20 protein-coding genes are annotated in these 19783 nt (G+C 71.9%); 9 read left to right on the forward strand and 11 right to left on the reverse strand.

All coding sequences use genetic code 11. From position 1 onward, the window contains the following. The first annotated feature begins 13 nt into the window (after nt 1-13). On the forward strand, nt 14-1357 hold the full coding sequence (locus tag ACZ6C6_RS20700) for a UDP-glucose dehydrogenase family protein (RefSeq protein WP_469204737.1): 1344 nt from the start codon (nt 14-16) through the stop codon (nt 1355-1357). Between the two features lie 53 nt (nt 1358-1410). Continuing rightward, nucleotides 1411-1770: a VOC family protein gene (locus ACZ6C6_RS20705; RefSeq protein WP_469204738.1), complete on the forward strand. Its 360-nt coding sequence runs from the start codon at nt 1411-1413 to the stop codon at nt 1768-1770. 28 nt (nt 1771-1798) lie between these two features. On the opposite strand, the gene ACZ6C6_RS20710 is transcribed toward ACZ6C6_RS20705, so the two are convergent. From ACZ6C6_RS20710 to ACZ6C6_RS20720, 3 genes are read right to left on the reverse strand one after another with little or no spacing between them, the layout of a single operon-like run. After that, nucleotides 1799-2995 (reverse strand): dipeptidase, encoded by a 1197-nt coding sequence (locus tag ACZ6C6_RS20710; protein ID WP_469204739.1) that lies wholly within the window; start codon nt 2993-2995, stop codon nt 1799-1801. A 5-nt stretch (nt 2996-3000) separates the two neighbouring features. Then, a complete protein-coding gene (purE, locus tag ACZ6C6_RS20715; protein ID WP_469204740.1) occupies nt 3001-3540 on the reverse strand; it encodes a 5-(carboxyamino)imidazole ribonucleotide mutase in 540 nt (179 codons plus the stop codon). Next, a complete protein-coding gene (locus tag ACZ6C6_RS20720; protein ID WP_469204741.1) occupies nt 3537-4676 on the reverse strand; it encodes a 5-(carboxyamino)imidazole ribonucleotide synthase in 1140 nt (379 codons plus the stop codon). Before ACZ6C6_RS20720 ends, purE begins: the two co-directional genes overlap by 4 nt. 157 nt (nt 4677-4833) lie before the next feature. Between ACZ6C6_RS20720 and ACZ6C6_RS20725 the strand changes: the two genes are divergently transcribed. After that, a complete protein-coding gene (locus ACZ6C6_RS20725) occupies nt 4834-5367 on the forward strand; it encodes a GtrA family protein (protein WP_469204742.1) in 534 nt (177 codons plus the stop codon). A 10-nt stretch (nt 5368-5377) separates the two neighbouring features. Here the strand turns inward: ACZ6C6_RS20725 and ACZ6C6_RS20730 are convergent, their stop codons facing one another. Together ACZ6C6_RS20730 and ACZ6C6_RS20735 are read right to left on the reverse strand one after the other, a co-directional pair. After that, the gene (locus ACZ6C6_RS20730; RefSeq protein ID WP_469204743.1) at nt 5378-6643 is read right to left on the reverse strand and encodes an ATP-binding protein; all 1266 of its coding nucleotides are present in this window, start codon (nt 6641-6643) and stop codon (nt 5378-5380) included. A gap of 61 nt (nt 6644-6704) precedes the next feature. After that, nucleotides 6705-7382 (reverse strand): response regulator transcription factor, encoded by a 678-nt coding sequence (locus tag ACZ6C6_RS20735; protein ID WP_018104033.1) that lies wholly within the window; start codon nt 7380-7382, stop codon nt 6705-6707. A 424-nt stretch (nt 7383-7806) separates the two neighbouring features. Here ACZ6C6_RS20735 and ACZ6C6_RS20740 point away from each other — a divergent pair, with 424 nt between their 5' ends. Further along, nucleotides 7807-9303, forward strand: a complete 1497-nt coding sequence (locus tag ACZ6C6_RS20740; protein ID WP_469204744.1) for a peptide MFS transporter — start codon at nt 7807-7809, stop codon at nt 9301-9303. Between the two features lie 92 nt (nt 9304-9395). On the opposite strand, the gene ACZ6C6_RS20745 is transcribed toward ACZ6C6_RS20740, so the two are convergent. After that, the gene (locus ACZ6C6_RS20745) at nt 9396-9905 is read right to left on the reverse strand and encodes an ATP-binding protein (protein ID WP_469204745.1); all 510 of its coding nucleotides are present in this window, start codon (nt 9903-9905) and stop codon (nt 9396-9398) included. A 246-nt stretch (nt 9906-10151) separates the two neighbouring features. Further along, a complete protein-coding gene (locus tag ACZ6C6_RS20750) occupies nt 10152-10520 on the reverse strand; it encodes an STAS domain-containing protein (protein WP_018104036.1) in 369 nt (122 codons plus the stop codon). Between the two features lie 287 nt (nt 10521-10807). Here ACZ6C6_RS20750 and ACZ6C6_RS20755 point away from each other — a divergent pair, with 287 nt between their 5' ends. Further along, nucleotides 10808-11704, forward strand: coding sequence for an RNA polymerase sigma factor SigF (locus tag ACZ6C6_RS20755; protein WP_469204746.1), 897 nt, complete (start codon nt 10808-10810; stop codon nt 11702-11704). 90 nt (nt 11705-11794) lie between these two features. Here the strand turns inward: ACZ6C6_RS20755 and hutI are convergent, their stop codons facing one another. The 4 genes from hutI to hutU all read right to left on the reverse strand — a co-directional run bounded on the left by hutI (nt 11795) and on the right by hutU (nt 17326). Then, nucleotides 11795-12967, reverse strand: a complete 1173-nt coding sequence (hutI, locus tag ACZ6C6_RS20760) for an imidazolonepropionase (protein WP_469204747.1) — start codon at nt 12965-12967, stop codon at nt 11795-11797. Between the two features lie 86 nt (nt 12968-13053). Further along, on the reverse strand, nt 13054-14439 hold the full coding sequence (locus ACZ6C6_RS20765) for a formimidoylglutamate deiminase (protein WP_469204748.1): 1386 nt from the start codon (nt 14437-14439) through the stop codon (nt 13054-13056). Continuing rightward, nucleotides 14430-15641: an allantoate amidohydrolase gene (locus ACZ6C6_RS20770; RefSeq protein ID WP_469205015.1), complete on the reverse strand. Its 1212-nt coding sequence runs from the start codon at nt 15639-15641 to the stop codon at nt 14430-14432. Before ACZ6C6_RS20770 ends, ACZ6C6_RS20765 begins: the two co-directional genes overlap by 10 nt. Nucleotides 15642-15667: 26 nt before the next feature. Further along, nucleotides 15668-17326, reverse strand: coding sequence for a urocanate hydratase (hutU, locus tag ACZ6C6_RS20775; RefSeq protein WP_469204749.1), 1659 nt, complete (start codon nt 17324-17326; stop codon nt 15668-15670). A gap of 233 nt (nt 17327-17559) precedes the next feature. On the opposite strand from hutU, the gene ACZ6C6_RS20780 reads away from it, so the two are divergent. From ACZ6C6_RS20780 to ACZ6C6_RS20795, 4 genes are all read left to right on the forward strand, one after another. Beyond that, complete coding sequence (locus tag ACZ6C6_RS20780) at nt 17560-17967, forward strand: hypothetical protein (RefSeq protein ID WP_469204750.1); 408 nt, start codon at nt 17560-17562, stop codon at nt 17965-17967. Between the two features lie 47 nt (nt 17968-18014). Next, a complete protein-coding gene (locus ACZ6C6_RS20785; RefSeq protein ID WP_469205016.1) occupies nt 18015-18755 on the forward strand; it encodes a transcriptional regulator in 741 nt (246 codons plus the stop codon). A gap of 38 nt (nt 18756-18793) precedes the next feature. Beyond that, nucleotides 18794-19249, forward strand: a complete 456-nt coding sequence (locus tag ACZ6C6_RS20790; protein ID WP_469204751.1) for a roadblock/LC7 domain-containing protein — start codon at nt 18794-18796, stop codon at nt 19247-19249. Nucleotides 19250-19323: 74 nt separating this feature from the next. Then, nucleotides 19324-19698, forward strand: coding sequence for a hypothetical protein (locus tag ACZ6C6_RS20795; RefSeq protein WP_469204752.1), 375 nt, complete (start codon nt 19324-19326; stop codon nt 19696-19698). Nucleotides 19699-19783: the final 85 nt, after the last annotated feature.

Consider the following 19783-nt stretch of genomic DNA (forward strand, 5'->3'; position numbering starts at 1 on the left):
ACAGGAGCACTTCATGGCCCTCAGGATCACCGTGATCGGCACCGGCTATCTGGGCGCCACACACGCCGCGGCCATGGCCGAGCTCGGCTTCGAGGTACTGGGCCTCGACGTCGTGCCGGAGAAGATCGAGATGCTGTCGGCGGGCCGGGTCCCGATGTACGAGCCGGGCCTGGAGGAGATGCTCCAGCGGCACGTCGCGGGCATCGAGGGGGCCACCGGGCGGCTGCGGTTCACCACCTCCTGGGAGGAGGTGGCGGACTTCGGCGACGTGCACTTCGTCTGCACCAACACTCCGCAGAAGCACGGCGAGTACGCCTGTGACATGTCGTACGTCGAGAGCGCCTTCGACTCGCTGGCGCCGCTCCTCACCCGCCCCGCCCTGGTCGTCGGCAAGTCCACCGTGCCCGTCGGCTCCGCCGCCCGCCTCGCCGCCCGCCTCGCGGAGCTGGCCCCCGCGGGCGCCGACGCGGAGCTGGCCTGGAATCCGGAGTTCCTGCGCGAGGGCTTCGCGGTGGACGACACCCTGCACCCGGACCGGATCGTCGTCGGCGTGACGAGCGAGCGGGCCGAGAAGGTGCTGCGCGAGGTGTACGCCGTCCCGGTCGCCGAGGGCTCCCCGTTCGTCGTGACGGACTACCCGACCGCCGAACTGGTGAAGACGGCCGCCAACTCCTTCCTGGCCACCAAGATCTCCTTCATCAACGCGATGGCCGAGATCTGCGAGGCCGCCGGCGGCGACGTGGCGAAACTGGCCGAGGCGATCGGCCACGACGAGCGCATCGGCAAGAAGTTCCTGCGGGCCGGCATCGGCTTCGGCGGCGGCTGCCTGCCCAAGGACATCCGGGCGTTCATGGCCCGCGCCGGCGAGCTGGGCGTCGACCAGGCGCTGACCTTCCTGCGCGAGGTCGACTCGATCAACATGCGCCGCCGGGGCCACATGGTCGAGCTGGCCCGGGAGGCCGTGGGCGGCGGCTCCTTCCTCGGCAAGCGGGTCGCGGTGCTCGGCGCCACGTTCAAGCCGGACTCGGACGACGTACGCGACTCGCCCGCGCTCAACGTGGCCGGCCAGATCCACCTCCAGGGCGGCCAGGTCACCGTCTTCGACCCGAAGGGCATGGAGAACGCCCGCCGCGTCTTCCCCACCCTCGGTTACGCGGAGAGCGCGCTCGACGCGGTGCGCGGCGCGGACGTCGTGCTGCACCTGACGGAGTGGCGTGAGTTCCGCGATCTGGACGCGGAGGCGCTGGGCGCGGTCGCGGGCCACCGGATCATCCTCGACGGGCGCAACGCGCTCGACCCGGTCGCGTGGCGCGAGGCCGGCTGGACCTACCGCGCGATGGGCCGCCCGACGGCCTGATCCCGGCGCACACTGGTACGGCCTGTCCGTACTCTGCCCGAGGAGGAAGCAACATGGCTCTGGCCGCAGTGGGTGCCGTCGTCCTGGACTGCCCCGATCCCGTCGCCCTGGCGAAGTTCTACGCGGCGCTGATCGGCGGGAAGGTCGAGCAGCAGGAGGACTGGGTGGAGCTGAACGGGGGTGCGGGCGCCCCGCTCGCCTTCCAGGCCGCGCCCGGCTTCGTACCGCCGAAGTGGCCGAGCGCCGACGCCTCTCAGCAGTTCCACCTGGACCTGACCGTGGACGATCTGGACGCGGCGGAGCGGGAGGTGCTGGCGCTGGGCGCGACGGTGCTGGAGGCGGACGACCGGGAGCGCACCTTCCGGGTCTACGCGGACCCGGCGGGGCACCCCTTCTGTCTCTGCGCCTGTTGAAAGCCTGCTGCGAAGGCGCCCCGGTGGCTCAGGCCGCCGGGGCGTCCAGCTGTTCGATCGTGGCGTGCGACGGGCCGCGCCGGGCGCGCAGGTCCCGCGCCACGTCCTCCGCGTCGCGCAGCACCCGTACGGCGTTCTGCCAGGTGAGCTTGGCCAGGTCGGCGGCGGACCAGCCCCGGCCGAGCAGCTCCGCGATCAGGTTCGGGTAGCCGGCGACGCTCTCCAGGCCCTGCGGGAGGAACGCGGTGCCGTCGTAGTCGCCGCCGATGCCGATGTGGTCGACGCCCGCGACCTCGCGCATGTGGTCGAGGTGGTCGGCGATGGTGGCCACGGTGGCGGCCGGGCGCGGGTTCGCCGCCTCGAACGCGGCGTGCAGTTTCATCGCGCGCTCGGTGGTGTCCAGGTGGTGCAGCCCGTGGGCGCGCAGGTTCTCGTCGGCGGCCTGGGTCCAGGCGACGGCCTCCGGCAGGACGAACTTCGGCACGAAGGTGGCCATGGCGATGCCGCCGTTGGCCGGGAGCTGCGCCAGCACGTCGTCGGGGATGTTGCGCGGGTGGTCGCAGACGGCACGCGACGAGGAGTGCGAGAACATCACCGGCGCGACGGAGGTGGCCAGCGCGTCCCGCATGGTCGTCGCCGCGACGTGCGAGAGGTCGACCAGCATGCCGGTGCGGTTCATCTCGCGGACGACCTCGTGGCCGAACGGCGAGAGGCCGCCCACGCCGGGCTCGTCGGTCGCGGAGTCCGCCCAGGCGATGTTGTCGTTGTGCGTGAGCGTCATGTAGCGGACGCCCAGCGCGTGCAGTCCGCGCAGGGTGCCCAGCGAGTTCGCGATGGAGTGGCCGCCCTCGGCACCCATCAGGGAGGCGATCCGGCCCTCGGCGCGGGCGGCCTCCATGTCGTCGGCGGTCAGGGCGCGCCGGAGGTCGGCCGGGTAGCGCTCCAGGAGTTCGGCGACGACGTCGATCTGTTCCAGCGTCGCGCTGACGGCGGCGTCGCCCGCGAGGTCGGAGCGCACGTAGACGGACCAGAACTGGGCACCGACGCCCCCGGCGCGGAGCCGGGGGATGTCGGTGTGCAGATGGGCCGACTGGTCGGTGGCGATGTCGCGTGCGGCCAGGTCGTAGCCGACCTGTTCGCGCAGCGCCCACGGCAGGTCGTTGTGGCCGTCGACCACGGGGTACTCGGCGAGGAGTTCCCGGGCCAGGTCCAGTCGGTCCGTCATGGTGCCTACTTCCCGAAGCCGAAGGACTCCGCGCCCGCCGCCTTCTGGCGCAGCCGCTTGCCCTTCTCGGTCGCCTGGTCGTTGAGGTCGCCCAGGAATTCCGTCATCCGGTCCTGGAGCCCGGGGTCGGCCGCGGCCAGGATGCGGACGGCCAGCAGACCGGCGTTGCGCGCGCCGGCGACGGAGACCGTGGCGACGGGGATACCGGCGGGCATCTGGACGATGGACATCAGGCTGTCCATGCCGTCCAGGTACTTCAGCGGGACCGGTACGCCGATGACGGGCAGCGGGGTGACGGAGGCGAGCATGCCGGGCAGGTGGGCGGCGCCGCCCGCGCCCGCGATGATCGCCTTGAGGCCACGGCCGGCCGCGTTCTCGCCGTAGGCGATCATCTCGCGGGGCATGCGGTGGGCGGACACGACGTCGACCTCGTACGGGATGCCGAACTCGCCCAGGGCCTTGGCCGCCGCTTCCATCACGGGCCAGTCGGAGTCCGAGCCCATGACGATGCCGACGACCGGCGCGGTGGAGGCGGGGGAAGTCATTCGGTGATCGTTCCTCGCAGGTAGTCGGCCGCGTGCCGGGCGCGCTCGCGCACGTCCGCCAGGTCGTCGCCGTAGGTGTTGACGTGGCCGACCTTGCGGCCGGGCTTCACGTCCTTTCCGTACATGTGGATCTTGAGCTGCGGGTCGCGCGCCATGCAGTGCAGGTAGCCCTGGTACATGTCCGGGTAGTCGCCGCCGAGGACGTTGCACATGACCGTCCAGGGGGCGCGGGGGCGCGGGTCGCCGAGGGGGAGGTCGAGGACCGCCCGGACGTGGTTGGCGAACTGCGACGTGATCGCGCCGTCCATGGTCCAGTGGCCGGAGTTGTGCGGGCGCATGGCCAGCTCGTTGACGAGGATGCGGCCGTCACGGGTCTCGAACAGCTCGACCGCGAGGTGCCCGACGACGCCCAGCTCGGAGGCGATGCGCAGCGCGAGCTGCTGGGCCTCGCCCGCCAGTGCCTCGTCCAGCTCCGGGGCCGGGGCGATGACCGTGTCGCAGACGCCGTCGACCTGGATGGACTCGACGACCGGGTAAGCCACGGCCTGGCCGTGCGGGGAGCGGACGATGTTGGCCGCCAGCTCCCGTACGAAGTCGACCTTCTCCTCCGCGAGCACCGGGACACCGGCCCGAAACGGCTCGGCTGCGTCCGCCTCGGAGCGGACCACCCAGACGCCCTTGCCGTCGTAGCCGCCGCGCACGGTCTTGAGGACGACCGGGAAGCCACCGCCCTCCTCGGCGAAGGCCACGACGTCGGCCGGGTCCGTCACGATGCGGTGGCGGGGGCAGGGCGCGCCGATCTCGGTGAGCTTCGCGCGCATCACCCCCTTGTCCTGGGCGTGCACCAGGGCGTCGGGGCCGGGGCGCACGGGGATGCCGTCCGCCTCCAGGGCCCGCAGATGCTCGGTGGGCACGTGCTCGTGATCGAAGGTGATCACGTCACAGCCACGCGCGAAGGCCCGCAGCGTCTCCAGGTCGCGGTAGTCGCCTACGACGACCTCACCCGCCACCTGGGCCGCGGAGTCCTGAGCGGTGTCGCTGAGGAGCTTGAACTTGATGCCGAGGGGGATGCCCGCCTCGTGGGTCATACGGGCGAGCTGACCGCCACCGACCATGCCGACTACCGGGAACGTCACGCTCCCAGGGTATCCGCACCGCCTGCCCACGCCCGTGGGCGGGGGCGGGGGCCTGCCACACGCGTTCCCTTGCGCACAGGCGTCCGGCGGGTGTCCTGGTTAGCATGGCCGGGTTGACGGAACACGGAGCGGGACCTACGGACGGACTAGCGATCACATGAGCGAGCGAGGCGCACTGCGGGCCCGGCTGGAGCTGCTGGCCCGGGAGGTCGCCAAGTTCGGCGTGGTCGGCGCGGTCGGCCTGGTCGTGAACATCGCCGTGTCCAACCTGCTGTGGCGCTACACGGAGATCCCGACCGTGCGGGCCGGGCTGCTCGCCACGTTCGTCGCGATCCTCTGCAATTACGTCGGCTTCCGCTACTGGACGTACCGCGACCGCGACAAGACCGGCCGCACCCGTGAGCTGACCCTGTTCCTGCTGTTCAGCGCGGTGGGCGCGGTGATCGAGACCGGCGTGCTGTACGTGGCGACGTACGGGTTCGGCTGGGACACCCCGGTCCAGAGCAACGTCTTCAAGATCGTCGGGATCGGCGTCGCGACGCTGTTCCGCTTCTGGTCGTACCGGACGTGGGTCTTCAAGGCGCTTCCCGCGCCGGTCACCGAGGAGCCGGAGGCCGCTGCCGACAAAGAGGCTCTGGTGACGGTGCCGGCGCCCGCGGCGCGGGTCGAGGCGGATCCGGCGCGTCGCTGAGCCCGCAGCGCTACCGCACCGGGCGTTCCGGTTCTTCTCTCGACTGGGTCGTGCGGCTCAGGAAGAGGGCGAAGACCGGGGGCTGCTGCTGGAGGAGCTCCAGGCGGCCGCCGTCCGCCTCGGCGAGATCGCGGGCGACCGCGAGGCCGATGCCCGTGGAGTTGCGGCCGCTGATGGTCCGCTCGAAGATCCGGGCGCCCAGGTCCGCCGGGACGCCGGGGCCCTCGTCCGTGACCTCGATGACCGCCTGGTTGCCGGTCACCCTCGTGCGCAGCGCGACCGTACCGCCGCCATGCATGAGCGAGTTCTCGATCAGCGCGGCCAGGACCTGGGCGACCGCGCCCGGGGTACCGACCGCGCTCAGGCCGTGCTTGCCGGAGCAGACGATGGCGCGCCCCTCGCCCCGGTAGGCCGGGCGCCACTCCTCGATCTGCTGCTTGACGACCTCGTCCAGGTCGAAGACGACCGCCGAGCCGGTCCGGGGGTCCCGGGCGTTGGTCAGCAGCCGCTCCACCACGTCCGTGAGCCGTTCGACCTGGGCGAGGGCGATGTGCGCCTCCTCCTTCACGGTCTCCGGGTCGTCGGTCAGCGAGATCTCCTCGATCCGCATGGACAGGGCCGTGAGGGGCGTGCGCAGCTGGTGGGAGGCGTCGGCGGCGAGCCGGCGTTCGGCGGTGAGCATCCGGCCGATCCGCTCGGCCGAGGAGTCCAGGACGTCGGCGACGCGGTCCAGCTCGGGCACCCCGTACCTCTTGTGGCGCGGGCGGGGGTCGCCGGAGCCCAGGCGTTCCGCGGTCTCCGCGAGGTCGGTGAGCGGCGAGGCCAGCTTGTTGGCCTGGCGTACGGCGAGGAGGACGGCGGAGACGATGGCGAGCAGCGCCACCGCGCCGATGATCATCAGCGTGCGCCCGACCTCGCGGGTGACGGCGGAGCGGGACTCCTCGACGGTGACCGTCTCGCCGTGCTCGCCCGTCTCCGTGGCGGTGATCACACGGCCGGCGGGGCGCCTGCCGACCTCGATGGGGGCGCGTCCGGGCATCTTGACGAGGGCGTAGCGCTTGTCGTCGATCTGCTCGGCCAGCACCGCGGGGTTGATCCGCTCGGAGCCCAGGAGCCGGCTCTCGATGACGCTGATCAGCCGCAGGGCCTCGGAGTCGACGCTCTCCTGGGCGCTGCTGCTGATGGTGCGGGTCTCGACAATGACGAGGGAGACGCCGAAGACGGCGATCACCACGAGCACGACGGCGAGGGTCGAATTGATCAGTCGTCGGCGCATGCCTGCTTCTGTACGTCAGTCGGCTCGGGCGATCGGTCGGATGGCAGGGACGCTACCGGACCTAGCTCTTCTCGAAGCGGAAGCCGACGCCCCGGACCGTGGCGATGTAGCGCGGGTTGGCCGCGTCGTCGCCGAGCTTCTTGCGGAGCCAGGAGATGTGCATGTCGAGCGTCTTGGTGGACGACCACCACGTGGTGTCCCAGACCTCGCGCATCAGCTGGTCGCGGGTGACGACCCGGCCGGCGTCCCGGACGAGGACCCGCAGGAGGTCGAACTCCTTCGCGGTGAGCTGCAATTCCTCCTCGCCCATCCAGGCCCGGTGCGACTCGACGTCGATGCGGACGCCGTGCGTGGCGGGCTGGGGGGCGGGCTCGGTGGCGCCGCGCCGCAGCAGGGCCCGGACCCGGGCGAGGAGCTCGGCGAGGCGGAAGGGCTTGGTGACGTAGTCGTCGGCGCCCGCGTCGAGCCCGACGACCGTGTCCACCTCGTCCGCGCGGGCGGTGAGGACCAGGACCGGCACGGTGTGACCCTCGGCACGCAGCCGGCGGGCGACTTCGAGGCCGTCCATCCCGGGCAGCCCGAGGTCGAGTACGACCAGGTCGATGCCGCCCTGGAGTCCGGCGTCGAGCGCGGTCGGTCCGTCTTCCCGCACCTCGACCTCGTAACCCTCCCGCCGCAGGGCGCGGGCCAGCGGCTCCGAGATGGATGCGTCGTCCTCGGCGAGCAGTACACGGGTCATGCACTGATGGTAGTCCGCGCGGCGGACAGCCAGGGAGGCGATCCGGAAGCCCTGCGGGACTGGGTGCCGTTACGGGGAAGACCTTCGAATATGCGAGTGTGGTTGCACCTGGACCTGTGATCCATGTCTCAAGTCGTTTCATATCGGGCTCTGTCGTGTCGTATGGTGTCTCAACGCCTATTGCACTACTCAAGGACCCTTGGGCAGCTCTGAGCACCGAGGGTCTCTTTTGTGTGCGGGGCCGGTACCCGCCGGCCCGGAAGTTCAGTGAATGACCTGTGGGCCGGGCCCGGACCGCCGATGACGGCGCTCCGGGTGTGGATCCCGTCGCGGAAGGGCGTACCCGCGGCGGTGCCGGCCTCCCCCCACCGGGCGCGTACCCGCCTCCACGAGGCGTCGCGTCCCGAGCACACAAGGATCGATCATGGCGTCCAGCCTGACGAAGGACCCGTCGAGCACCGCTGGTGGCGAGAAGACCTTCTTCGGCCACCCCCGGGGCCTGGCCACGCTCTTCATGACCGAGATGTGGGAGCGTTACAGCTTCTACGGCATGAAGGCGCTGCTCCCGCTGTACCTGATCGCGCCCGGCGGCATGCACATGAATGCCACCACGGCGACGGCGATCTACTCGGTCTACATGGCGATGGTCTACCTGCTCGCCATGCCCGGCGGCTGGATGGCCGACCGCTTCTGGGGGCCGCGCAAGACGGTCGCCATCGGCGGCGCCGTCGTCATCCTCGGCCACATCACGCTCGCGGTGCCGAACTCGGTGACCTTCTTCGCGGGCCTGGTGCTCGTGGCACTCGGTTCCGGGCTGCTGAAGGCGAACATCTCCACGATGGTCGGCCACCTCTACGACGGCCCGGAGGACCCGCGCCGCGACGGTGGCTTCACGCTCTTCTACATCGGCATCAACGTGGGCGCCTTCCTCGCCCCGCTGACCATCGGCACCGTCGGCGAGAACGTCAACTGGCACTTCGGCTTCGCGCTCGCGGCGCTCGGCATGGCCCTGGGCCTCGCCCAGTTCATGCTCGGCACCCGCCACCTGAGCCCGCAGAGCGACGTCGTCTCGACGCCCGCCACCGAGCAGGAGAAGCGGTCCGCCCTGCGCAAGGGCCTGATCTGGCTGGCGGTCGCGGCCGTCGTGTACGGCCTGATGGCCGTCACGGGCAACTTCGCCGACTGGGCCACGGTGCCGCTGAGCATCGCCGGTCTGGTCATTCCGGTCGCGGTCCTGGTGCGCATGAAGCGCGACAAGGAGCTGACGTCGACCGAGCAGTCCAAGCTGTCGGGCTACATCTGGTTCTTCGTGGTCGCCGCCGTCTTCTGGATGATCTACGACCAGAACGGCTCGACCCTGTCGATCTTCGGCGAGAACTCGACCACGAACCACCTGCTGGGCTTCGACTTCCCGACATCCTGGTACCAGTCGCTGAACCCGATCTTCATCATGGCGATCGCCCCCGTGGTCGCCTCGGGCTGGCTGTGGCTGAACAAGCGCGGCAAGGAGCCGAGCACCGCCGTCAAGTTCGCCTCCAGCCTCGTGCTGATCGGCATCTCGTTCGTCGTCTTCCTGATCCCGCTGATCGACACCGCCAACAACGGCGGCCGGGTCAGCCCCATGTGGCTCGTGGCGATCTACTTCATCCAGACCGTCGCGGAGCTGTGCCTCTCGCCGGTCGGCCTGTCGGTGACCACGAAGATGGCCCCGGCGAAGTACAGCTCGCAGATGATGGGCGTGTGGTTCCTCGCGGTCACCGCCGGCGACTCCCTGACCGGTCTGCTGACGGCCCCGGCGATCGGGGTCGACCTGGACACCACGGGAGCGGTCGCCTTCGAGGCGGTCCTCGCGGTCATCGCCGGTGTGGGCATCTGGATGTACCGCAAGAAGGTCTCCCAGAACATGGGCGCCGTGCGCTGATCCCGTAGCCCGTACGGAAACACGGAAGGGGCCGCCGCACCGACGAATCGGTGCGGCGGCCCCTTCCGTTTGCCTGGTGGCCCGGGACGCCGTTACGCCGGAGCGGCCAGCTCCGCCCACACGGTCTTGCCGGGCTCGCCCGGCACCCGTACGACTCCCCAGTCCAGGCAGAGCCGCTGCACGATGAACATGCCGTGGCCGCCGGGCCGCCCGGCCCGGTGCGGGGTGCGTGGCGCGGGCTGGCCCGCACCGCCGTCGGCGACCTCCACGCGGAGCGCCTTGGCGCTGCGGGCGATCCTGAGCTCGTCGGGACCGCCCGCGTGCAGGCACGCGTTGGTGACCAGCTCGGAGACGACCAGCAGGACGTCCTCCGCGGCGGCGCGGCGGTCGGCACTCGACGCGGGGAGCCAGCCCCAGTCCTGGAGCGCCTGGCGGGCGAAATCACGGGCCGTCGGCACGATGCCGGTGGCCTCCCGCAACGACAGCGTGCGCCACTGCCGCTCGGCGCCCTCGGCCGGCCGGACGGGCTCGGCGGAGGAAACGCCCGCGCCCTCCGGCTCGCGGCCGAGGTCGCCCGGCGGATGCTGCCGGGTGGTGCTCATCAGCGCTTCACCTCACCGATTCACCATGTCGCCCTTGGACGGACACGAACCATTGAACAGATACGACTACACAGATCGATACGCATACCGGTACGGACACTGATACAGGAACCGCACAGGCCCGGAGGCCCGGACCGCCCGGGCTCGCCGGAAGATCTCCTGCCCGGCCGAACCGCGACGACACCCCTTACCGCTTCGCGGATCGCGTAACCCACGCGGCGGCGGAGGAGCCGGAGCGCGGCGGGGTCAGGTCTCCAGGGCCTCGGCGAGGGAGGCGTGGACGGTGAATACCGCCTCGGCCCCCGTGATCTCGAAGACCCGCGCCACCACGGGCTGCATCGCGGCCAAATGAACCCCTCCCCCGGCTGCCTCCGCCTTCAGGCGGGCACCGAGCAGCACGTTCAGCCCGGTGGAATCACAGAAGTCGAGTCGCGAGCAGTCGACCACCAGGCGCGCACGCCCCTGTTCGACCGCGCTCTCCAGCGGCTCGCGCAGCAGATCCGCCGTGTGGTGATCGAGCTCACCCACGGGCGTCACCACCTCGCTGCGCCCCTCGGTCCGGACCTCGACCTGAAGCCGACCCCGGTTCGCACTGCCGACCGTCCCGCGGTCCATGCCCGTCCCTCTTCACCGCTCGTCACTGTCCGCATCACCGCACGTGCGGATGCGTGCACAGCTGTCACTGATGTTCTTGAAACAGTACGCGTTCCGTGCGCCACGCGGTAGCCAGAGACCTCAACAAAGCGGACATAGGTGGGCAATTGGAGGTTGTACCGAGTCATGACGAGCGGGTAAGGGTAGGGGGACCCCAAAAAACGCGACCGGCTTCGGAGGCGCCGCTTCACCGCAGGAACACGTATGGGCATCGGCAGCCATATGCCGAGAACGATGGAGGAGACCACATGTCACCCCGGCTCGACGTACCGCGTACCCACAACGCGCCGTCGGCATGTCCTCAGGGACTGACCGAATCACACACCGAAGAACTCGACGGACTCGAAGGACTTCCCGAGATCCCGCCCTACACCGAGGTGGGGGCGCTGGACGCCAGGGCCCTGTCGAAGACGCTCTTCGCCCGGCTGGAGACCCTCGAAGAGGGCACGCCGGAATACTCCTACGTACGCAACACCCTCGTCGAGCTGAACCTGGCCCTGGTCAAGTTCGCCGCGTCCCGCTTCCGCTCCCGCAGCGAGCCGATGGAGGACATCGTCCAGGTCGGCACGATCGGCCTGATCAAGGCGATCGACCGCTTCGAGCTCAGCCGGGGCGTCGAGTTCCCGACCTTCGCGATGCCGACCATCGTCGGCGAGATCAAGCGCTTCTTCCGCGACACCAGCTGGTCCGTGCGCGTACCGCGCCGCCTGCAGGAGCTGCGGCTCGACCTGGCCAAGGCGGGCGACGAGCTCGCCCAGCAGCTCGACAGGGCGCCCACCGTGGGCGAGCTCGCCGACCGCCTCGGCCTCAGCCGTGACGAGGTCGTGGAGGGCATGGCCGCGAGCAACGCGTACACCGCGAGCTCGCTCGACGCCAAGCCCGAGGAGGAGGAGCACGAGGGCGCGCTGGCCGACCGGATCGGCTACGAGGACCACGGGCTCGAAGGCATCGAGTACATCGAGTCCCTGAAGCCGCTCATCGCCTCGCTGCCCGGCCGCGACCGGCAGATCCTCTCGCTCCGCTTCGTCGCCAACATGACGCAGTCGGAGATCGGCGAGGAGCTGGGCATCTCCCAGATGCACGTGTCGAGACTGCTCTCGCGCACCCTGGTCAAGCTCCGCAAGGGCCTGACGCTGGACGAGTGAGACGCTTCCCGCGCCGTGTGCGCGGACAGCCGGAAAGGACCTGCCCCGGGACGGGGCAGGTCCTTCCGCGTTCCGGGGCGCTCTCCGGGGTCAGACCACGCGTGCGCCCGCTCGCCACACCTCGTGTACGAGCGGCACGCCCGGCCGGTACGCGAGGTGGACGTGGCTGGGCGCGTCCAGGATCACCAGGTCGGCGCGGGCCTCCGGGGCGAGGCGGCCGATGTCGTCGCGCCGCAGGGCCGCCGCACCGCCCGCCGTGGCGGCCCGGAGGGCCTCGTCCGGGGTCATGCCCATGTCCCGCACGGCGAGGGCGATGCAGAACGGCAGGGACGAGGTGAACGAGGAGCCCGGGTTGCAGTCCGTGGACAGGGCGACGGTGGCGCCCGCGTCGAGCAGTCGGCGGGCGTCCGGCCAGGTGGCGCGGGTGGAGAACTCGGCGCCGGGCAGCAGCGTCGCGACGGTGTCCGACTGGGCCAGGGCGTCGACGTCCGCGTCGGTGAGGTGGGTGCAGTGGTCGGCGGACGCGGCGTCGAGCTCCACGGCCAGCTGGACGCCGGGCCCGTGGCCGAGCTGGTTGGCGTGGACCCGGGGGTGCAGGCCCCGGGCGCGGCCCGCGGTGAGGATCGCCCGCGCCTGGTCGCCGTCGAAGGCGCCGCGCTCGCAGAAGACGTCGATCCAGCGGGCGTACGGGGCGCAGGCGTCGAGCATCGGCCCGGTGACCAGGTCCACGTATCCGGCGGGGTCGTCGGCGTAGTCCGGGGAGACGATGTGGGCGCCGAGGAAGGTGACCTCGTCGGTGTGGCGGGCGGCGATGCGCAGGGCGCGGGCCTCGTCCTCGACGGTGAGGCCGTAGCCGGACTTGGTCTCGAAGGTGGTGGTGCCCTGACGCAGCGCCTCGGCGAGGTAGCGGGCGACGTTGGCGGAGAGCTCCTCGTCGGTGGCGGCACGGGTGGCGGCGACAGTGGTGCGGATGCCGCCCGCGCTGTAGGGGCGGCCGGACATCCGGGCGTTGAACTCCTGGGTGCGGTCGCCCGCGAAGACCAGGTGGGAGTGGGAGTCCACGAAGCCGGGAATCACGGCCCGGCCGCCCGCGTCGACGGCGTTGTCAGTGGCGGGTGCTTTGCTGGAAGCACCGGTCCACACGACGCGGTCGCCCTCGATGACGACGGCGGCGTCCTGGATCAGCCCGAGGGGGGACTCGTCGCCGAGGGAGGGGTCGTTGGTGACCAGTGCGGAGATGTGGGTGATGGCGGTCGTCGTCATCGGGGGACTGCTCTCCTTGCGTGGGAGCCGGGGGGTGTTCGCCGGGATGCCGCTGGGGGGCGCCCTGGTGATCGGCAAGGCACCTCTCAGGGCCGCAGCGCGCCGATGGCCTGCGCGAGTGCTTGCGGGACGTCGTCCACCAGCGTGTGCCGCCCGTCGCGTACGAGGTGGCGCCCCGCTACCACGGTGTGGCGGACGTCCGCCGCGGAGGCGGCGAATACGGCGGTCTCCGCTGCCAGCCGCGGCACTGGGCCCGCTGTTCTGACGGAGTCGAGCGCGATCGTCACCAGGTCGGCCGGAGCGCCGGGTTCGAGGACGCCCGCTCCGGGCCGGCCGAGCGCGGCATGGCCGTCGACGGAGGCGGCGCGCAGCAGGGCGGCGGCCGTCCAGTGGCCGCGCCTGCGGGTGCGCAGGCGCTCGTTGAGCTCCATCGCGCGGGCCTCCTCGAAGAGGTCGATCACCGCGTGGCTGTCGCTGCCGAGCGAGAGCGGGGAGCCGGCGTGCTGGAGGGCGGCCGCGGGGCCGATGCCGTCGGCGAGATCGCGTTCGGTGGTCGGGCACATGCAGGTGCCGGTGCCGGTCGAGCCGATGAGGGCGATGTCCTCGTCGGTGAGGTGGGTGTTGTGGACGCCGGTGGTGCGGAGCCCGAGGACGCCGTGGTCGGCCAGGAGCCGGGCCGGGGTGCGCCCGTGGGCGGCGAGGCAGGCGTCGTTCTCGGCCGTCTGCTCGGAGAGGTGGACGTGCAGGGGAGCCTGCCGCTCCTCGGCCCAGCGGGCGACGGTGGAGAGCTGCCCGGCCGGGACCGCCCGCACGGAGTGGACGGCGGCGCCGATGACCGTGTGGTCGTCGCCCTTGAGGAGGGCGGCGCGTTCGGCCCAGGCGTCGGCGGTCCCGTCGCTGAAGCGGGCCTGGTGCCGGTCGGGTTCGCGGTAGTCGTCGGGCCCGGAGCCGAATCCGGCGGAGAGGTAGGCGGTGTCGAGCAGGGTGATCCGGATGCCGGCCGCGCGGGCGGCCGCGATCAGCGCCTCGCCCATGGCGTTGGGGTTGTCGTAGGGCGTGCCGCCGGGCGCGTGGTGCAGATAGTGGAATTCGCCGACCGCGGTGATCCCGGCGAGCGCCATCTCCGCGTACACGGCGCGGGCGAGCGCGTAGTAGCTGTCGGGCGTGAGCCGGGACGCGACCTGGTACATGGTCTCGCGCCAGGTCCAGAAGGTGCCCGAGCCGACCTGGACGGTGGAGCGCAGGGCGCGGTGGAAGGCGTGCGAGTGGGCGTTGGCCAGGCCGGGCAGGGTCAGCCCGCGCAGTGCGGTGGCGCCGGGGGGCGCCGCGTCCACTCCGGTGCGTACGCGGGCGATCCGCCCGTCGGACACGTCCAGGGCGACGCCTGGCTCGACATGGGTGCCGAGCCAGGCGTGGGACAGCCAGTACGTCTCGGTGACGGGTGTGCCCGTCGCCTCCGTCGTCAGCGGCACGCGAGACCTTCCAGTACGTCGGCGAGTGCGGTGACCCCGGCCGCGCAGTCGTCCTCGGCGGCGTGTTCGGCCGGGGAGTGCGAGATCCCGGTCGGGTTCCGTACGAACAGCATGGCGGTCGGGACCGAAGCGGACAAAATACCCGCGTCGTGCCCGGCGCCGGTGCCGAGCACGGGGACCGGGCGCCCGGTGCCGCGGCCGGAGCCCTTGAGCAGGGTGGCGAGTTCGTCGCGCAGGGCGTGGCGGAACTCGACCACCGGCGTGAACGACTCGCGGACGACGTCGAGGTCGATGCCGGCCCGCTCCGCGTGCTCCCGGGCGGCGCGCTCGACGGCGGCGACGACCGTGTCCAGTGTTTCCTGGTCGGCGGCGCGCGAGTCGAGCCAGCCGCGCACGAGGGACGGGATGGCGTTGACCCCGTTGGGCTCGACGGCGACCTTGCCGAAGGTGGCGAGGGCGCCCGCGAGTTCCGCCTCCCGCCGGGCGGCGATGACGGTCTCGGCGTACGTGAGCATCGGGTCCCGGCGGTCGGCGAGCCGGGTGGTGCCCGCGTGGTTGGCCTCGCCCCGGAAGTCGAACCTCCAGCGTCCGTGCGGCCAGATCGCGGAGGCGATGCCGACGGGGTCGCCGGAGAGGTCGAGGGCGCGGCCCTGCTCGACGTGGAGCTCCACGAACGCGCCGATCCGGGCGAGCCGTTCGGGGTCGGGGCCGATGGCGTCGGGGTCGTGCCCGGCGGCGGCCATGGCCTGCGGGAGGGTGACGCCGTCCGCGTCGCGCAGCCGGTGCGCGGCCTCGACGGTCAGCTGCCCGGCGGCCAGCCGGGAGCCGACGCAGGCGAGGCCGAACCGGGCGCCTTCCTCGTCACCGAAGTTGGTGATGGCCAGCGGCTTGGTGAACTCCACTCCCCTGTGGCGGAGTTCATCGAGCGCGGCGAACGAGGAGACGACGCCGAGCGGCCCGTCGAAGGCTCCGCCGTCGGGCACCGAGTCGAGGTGCGAGCCGGTGACGACGGCGTCCCCGGCGAGCGGGTCCCCGAGCCAGGCCCACTGGTTGCCGTTCCGGTCGACCTCCAGGGTCAGCCCCCGCGCCCCGGCCTGCGCCCGGAACCACTCCCGGCAGTCGGAATCGGCCCCGGTCCAGGCGTACCGCCGGTATCCGCCGCTCGCGGCGTGCAGCCCGATGGGGGCCAGCTCGGCCCACATGGTCTGGAAGCCGGGCTGCGAGAGCGTCACGCGCCCTCCTCCATCGGCACCCGCACGCCCTTGTCCGCCGCCACGGACTCCGCGATGTCGTACCCGGCGTCGACGTGCCGGATCACGCCCATGCCCGGGTCGTTGGTCAGGACCCGGCGGATCTTCTCGCCGGCCAGCGGCGTGCCGTCCGCGACGGTCACCTGTCCGGCGTGGATGGACCGGCCCATGCCGACCCCGCCGCCGTGGTGGAGGGAGACCCAGGAGGCGCCCGACGCCACGTTGACCATGGCGTTCAGCAGCGGCCAGTCGGCGATCGCGTCGGAGCCGTCGAGCATGGCCTCGGTCTCGCGGTACGGGGAGGCGACGGACCCGCAGTCCAGGTGGTCGCGGCCGATCGCCAGCGGCGCCGCGAGTTCGCCGCTCGCCACCATGTCGTTGAAGCGCTCGCCGGCCCGGTCGCGTTCGCCGTAGCCGAGCCAGCAGATGCGGGCGGGCAGGCCCTGGAAGTGGACGCGCTCGCCGGCCATCCTGATCCAGCGGTGCAGGGACTCGTTCTCCGGGAAGAGTTCGAGCAGCGCCTTGTCCGTCTTGTGGATGTCGGACGCCTCGCCGGACAGGGCGGCCCAGCGGAACGGGCCCTTCCCCTCGCAGAACAGCGGCCGGATGTACGCCGGTACGAAGCCGGGGAAGTCGAAGGCCCGCTCGTACCCGGCGAGCTGCGCCTCGCCCCGGATCGAGTTGCCGTAGTCGAAGACCTCCGCGCCGGCGTCCATGAAGCCGACCATCGCCTCGACGTGCCGGGCCATCGACTCGCGGGCGCGGCTGGTGAAGTCGGCGGGCTTCTCGGCGGCGTACGAGGCCATGTCATCGAAGTCGACACCGGCCGGGAGGTAGGCCAGCGGGTCGTGGGCGCTGGTCTGGTCGGTGACGATGTCGACGGGGGCGCCCTCGGCGAGCATCCGGGGCAGCAGCTCCGCCGCGTTGCCCAGGAGGCCGATGGAGAGCGGGCGGCGGGCGTCCCGGGCCTCGACGGCGAGCTGGAGCGCGTGCTCCAGGGAGTCCGCCTTCACGTCCAGGTAGCGGTGCTCGATGCGGCGCTCGATGGCGCGCGGGTCGCAGTCGATACAGATCGCGACGCCGTCGTTCATGGTCACGGCGAGCGGCTGGGCGCCGCCCATGCCGCCGAGCCCGGCGGTCAGGGTGATCGTGCCGGCCAGCGTCCCGCCGAACTTCTTCGCGGCGACGGCGGCGAAGGTCTCGTACGTGCCCTGGAGGATGCCCTGGGTGCCGATGTAGATCCAGGAACCGGCGGTCATCTGGCCGTACATGGTGAGCCCGAGCGCCTCCAGGCGCCGGAACTCCTCCCAGTTCGCCCAGTCGCCGACCAGGTTGGAGTTGGCGATCAGGACGCGCGGCGCCCACTCGTGCGTCTGCATGACGCCGACGGGCCGCCCGGACTGGACGAGCATCGTCTCGTCCTGCTTGAGCGTGCGCAGCGTACGGACCATCGCGTCGAAGGAGCGCCAGTCGCGGGCCGCCTTGCCGGTGCCGCCGTAGACGACGAGCTTGTCGGGGTGCTCGGCGACCTCGGGGTCGAGGTTGTTCTGGAGCATCCGCAGGGCGGCTTCCTGCTGCCATCCCAGGGCGGTCAGTTCCGTACCGCGCGGCGCCCGTACGGGGCGGGGTCCTGACATGGCGGTGCCTCCTCGCGACTGTGATTTTTCTATTCACATCTTGAGCCGGTGAATACGTCCAGTCAACAGGCGGGGCCGCGGGACTCACCGGCACGTCAGAAGCCGCGCGTGGCGGGGCATTCTCCACCAACCACCCGCATGTACCGATGGAAAATGCCAGAACCTCCACCAGGAGAGAGCACGATGCGTAACCTCTGGGTCACAGCCGAACACCGTGTCGGAGGGGAATCCGCGTGCCCGGAATCGACGAGTGCCTGCTCGACGTCATGAGACTGCCCGGTGCCAGGGGCGCCGCCGTTGTCGACTGGACGAGCGGTCTGGCCCTCGGCACCGTCGGCGACTCGCCCAACGGCGACCACGAGGCCACCGCGGCGGAGACGGCGGAGGTGGCGCGGATGGCGGCCGAACAGCCCGCCTTCGCCCTCGGCTCGCCGGAGCCGGCGGCGGCCGGGGACGGCAGCGCTCCCCCGGTCGAGGACGTCATCGTCACCACCCGCGCCGGGTACCACATCCTCCGGTTCGTGGAGACGGACTTCGACAGCAGCGTCTTCCTCCACCTGTGGCTGGACCGCGCCGAGGGCAATCTCGCGCTGGCCCGGATTCGCCTCGGCGAGATCGCCGAGCGACTGGTCCTCGCGTGACCGCCGCCGCCCTCGCGGACGAGACCGCCGCCCCCGTGCTCTCCCCGATGCTCCAGCGGCTCGCCGCCGAACGGGCCACCGGTGCCCTGATGCGCGACCGGGGCACCCTCTACCTCGCCGACGGCAAGGTCGTCCACGCCGAGTCCCCCGCGACCCCCGGGATCGACGTCCTGCTGACCCGGGGCGGTGCTCTGCGCCGCGAGGGCTGGTGGGACGCGGTCGCCGAGGCGGGGGCCGGGCAGCGGGTCGGCCGGCATCTCGTGGACAGCGGCCGGGTGCCGGGCGGCGCGCTGGAGCTGTGCCACCTCGGCGCCCTGTACGACGCGGCGTTCTTCGCCCTGGCGCCGACCCAGACCCCCGCGCGCTTCCGGTACGGGGTCGCGCACTGGATCGGCCCCGTGCGGCCGGTCCCCGTGGACGCCGTGCAGCGCGAGACCCTGCGGCGCCGTGAACTGCTGGACCGGATCTGGCCGGACGCGGCGGTGGACACGGCCCCGGCGGTGCGGACGGGCCGCCCGTCCGACGCGCCCGTGCCGGTCGGCCGGCGCCGCGTGCTGGAGCGCGTGGACGGAGTGCTGACGGCCACCGACATCGCGCAGGAGCTCGGCAGGTCCGCGTTCCACGTCCTGGTCGACCTGCGGCGGCTTGCGGCGGCCGGTCTGGTGGAGCCGGTCCCAGCGGCGGCCCCGGGCGCCCCGGACCCGGGCCGGGTCGCCTTTCCGGAGGTCACGGCCGACCCCGACGTCGCCCTGCTGCGCCGGCTCCGAGACGCATTGGAGGCCCTGTGATACGCGCGCTCAGACAGCGTGCCGGAAGGAGACAGCTGATGGTGCCCGAAGCCGAAGCGCAGGACGTCCTCGCCGAGCTCCAGCGGTTACGAGCACGGGTCCCGCTCCTCTCCGGCGCGCTGGCGGCCAGCACCGACGGGCTCGTCCTGGCGCACGACACCCCGGGCGTGGAGGCCGAGGGGGTCGCCGCGCTCACCGCCGCCGCGCTCGGCGTCGCGATCCGGATGACCGAGGCGACCGGGCGGAACGGCTTCCGCGAACTGCTCGTGCGCGGCGAGACGGGCTACATCGCGACCTACGCGGCGGGGTCCCAGGCCGTCCTGACCCTGCTCGCCGAGGACCGGATCAACGTCGGCCGCCTCCATCTGGAGGGCCGCCGGGCCGGCACCCGTATCGGCGAACTGATCGACCGCGCCCTGGCCCGGGCCCCGCAGCCGGCCCCCGCGCCCCGCGCCCCGCAACAGCCGGGCGCCCTCCCGCAGCGCCCGACCTGAGCCCCCACCGTCACCACCCGCACCACACAACGGAACCGGCCGCAGTGGCCGGTCAGAGAAAGGGAGCACCACTCATGGCGAACACCGAAGCGTCACTGAAGGAAGCGATGTCGTCCATCGAGGGCACCACCGGTGTCGCCCTCGTCGACTACACGAGCGGCATGGCCCTGGGCACCCTCGGGGGCGGCAAGGACTTCAACCTGGAGGTCGCGGCGGCCGGCAACACCGACGTCGTCCGCGCCAAGCTGCGCACCATGGAGCACCTGGGCATCAAGGACGAGATCGAGGACATCCTGATCACCCTGGGCACCCAGTACCACCTGATCCGCCTCCTCAAGGCCCGCGGCAACAACGGCCTGTTCCTCTACCTGGTCCTTGACTCCGGCCGCGCGAACCTGGCGATGGCCCGCCACCAGCTGAAGAGGATCGAGGCCGATCTGGAGGTGTGAGCGGGCGGCTCCGCCGCCGGGGCGCGGGGCCGGGCCGCCCGGCTCCGCCCGTGCCCCGGTCCCGGGCACACGGTTCGGTTGTCAA

The organism is Streptomyces sp. NPDC041814 (assembly GCF_055590565.1).

Excerpts from the sequence above, each read along its gene's own strand:
- ACZ6C6_RS20705 (WP_469204738.1), top strand. The coding sequence starts at position 1,411 with ATGGCTCTGGCCGCAGTGGGTGCCGTCGTCCTGGACTGCCCCGATCCC.
- ACZ6C6_RS20755 (WP_469204746.1), top strand. The coding sequence starts at position 10,808 with ATGTCACCCCGGCTCGACGTACCGCGTACCCACAACGCGCCGTCGGCA.
- ACZ6C6_RS20785 (WP_469205016.1), top strand. The coding sequence starts at position 18,015 with ATGCTCCAGCGGCTCGCCGCCGAACGGGCCACCGGTGCCCTGATGCGC.
- ACZ6C6_RS20700 (WP_469204737.1), top strand. The coding sequence starts at position 14 with ATGGCCCTCAGGATCACCGTGATCGGCACCGGCTATCTGGGCGCCACA.
- ACZ6C6_RS20745 (WP_469204745.1), bottom strand. The coding sequence starts at position 9,905 with ATGAGCACCACCCGGCAGCATCCGCCGGGCGACCTCGGCCGCGAGCCG.
- ACZ6C6_RS20790 (WP_469204751.1), top strand. The coding sequence starts at position 18,794 with ATGGTGCCCGAAGCCGAAGCGCAGGACGTCCTCGCCGAGCTCCAGCGG.
- ACZ6C6_RS20770 (WP_469205015.1), bottom strand. The coding sequence starts at position 15,641 with ATGTGGGCCGAGCTGGCCCCCATCGGGCTGCACGCCGCGAGCGGCGGA.
- purE (WP_469204740.1), bottom strand. The coding sequence starts at position 3,540 with ATGACTTCCCCCGCCTCCACCGCGCCGGTCGTCGGCATCGTCATGGGC.
- ACZ6C6_RS20710 (WP_469204739.1), bottom strand. The coding sequence starts at position 2,995 with ATGACGGACCGACTGGACCTGGCCCGGGAACTCCTCGCCGAGTACCCC.
- ACZ6C6_RS20735 (WP_018104033.1), bottom strand. The coding sequence starts at position 7,382 with ATGACCCGTGTACTGCTCGCCGAGGACGACGCATCCATCTCGGAGCCG.
- ACZ6C6_RS20740 (WP_469204744.1), top strand. The coding sequence starts at position 7,807 with ATGGCGTCCAGCCTGACGAAGGACCCGTCGAGCACCGCTGGTGGCGAG.
- hutI (WP_469204747.1), bottom strand. The coding sequence starts at position 12,967 with ATGACGACGACCGCCATCACCCACATCTCCGCACTGGTCACCAACGAC.
- ACZ6C6_RS20730 (WP_469204743.1), bottom strand. The coding sequence starts at position 6,643 with ATGCGCCGACGACTGATCAATTCGACCCTCGCCGTCGTGCTCGTGGTG.
- hutU (WP_469204749.1), bottom strand. The coding sequence starts at position 17,326 with ATGTCAGGACCCCGCCCCGTACGGGCGCCGCGCGGTACGGAACTGACC.
- ACZ6C6_RS20750 (WP_018104036.1), bottom strand. The coding sequence starts at position 10,520 with ATGGACCGCGGGACGGTCGGCAGTGCGAACCGGGGTCGGCTTCAGGTC.
- ACZ6C6_RS20795 (WP_469204752.1), top strand. The coding sequence starts at position 19,324 with ATGGCGAACACCGAAGCGTCACTGAAGGAAGCGATGTCGTCCATCGAG.
- ACZ6C6_RS20725 (WP_469204742.1), top strand. The coding sequence starts at position 4,834 with ATGAGCGAGCGAGGCGCACTGCGGGCCCGGCTGGAGCTGCTGGCCCGG.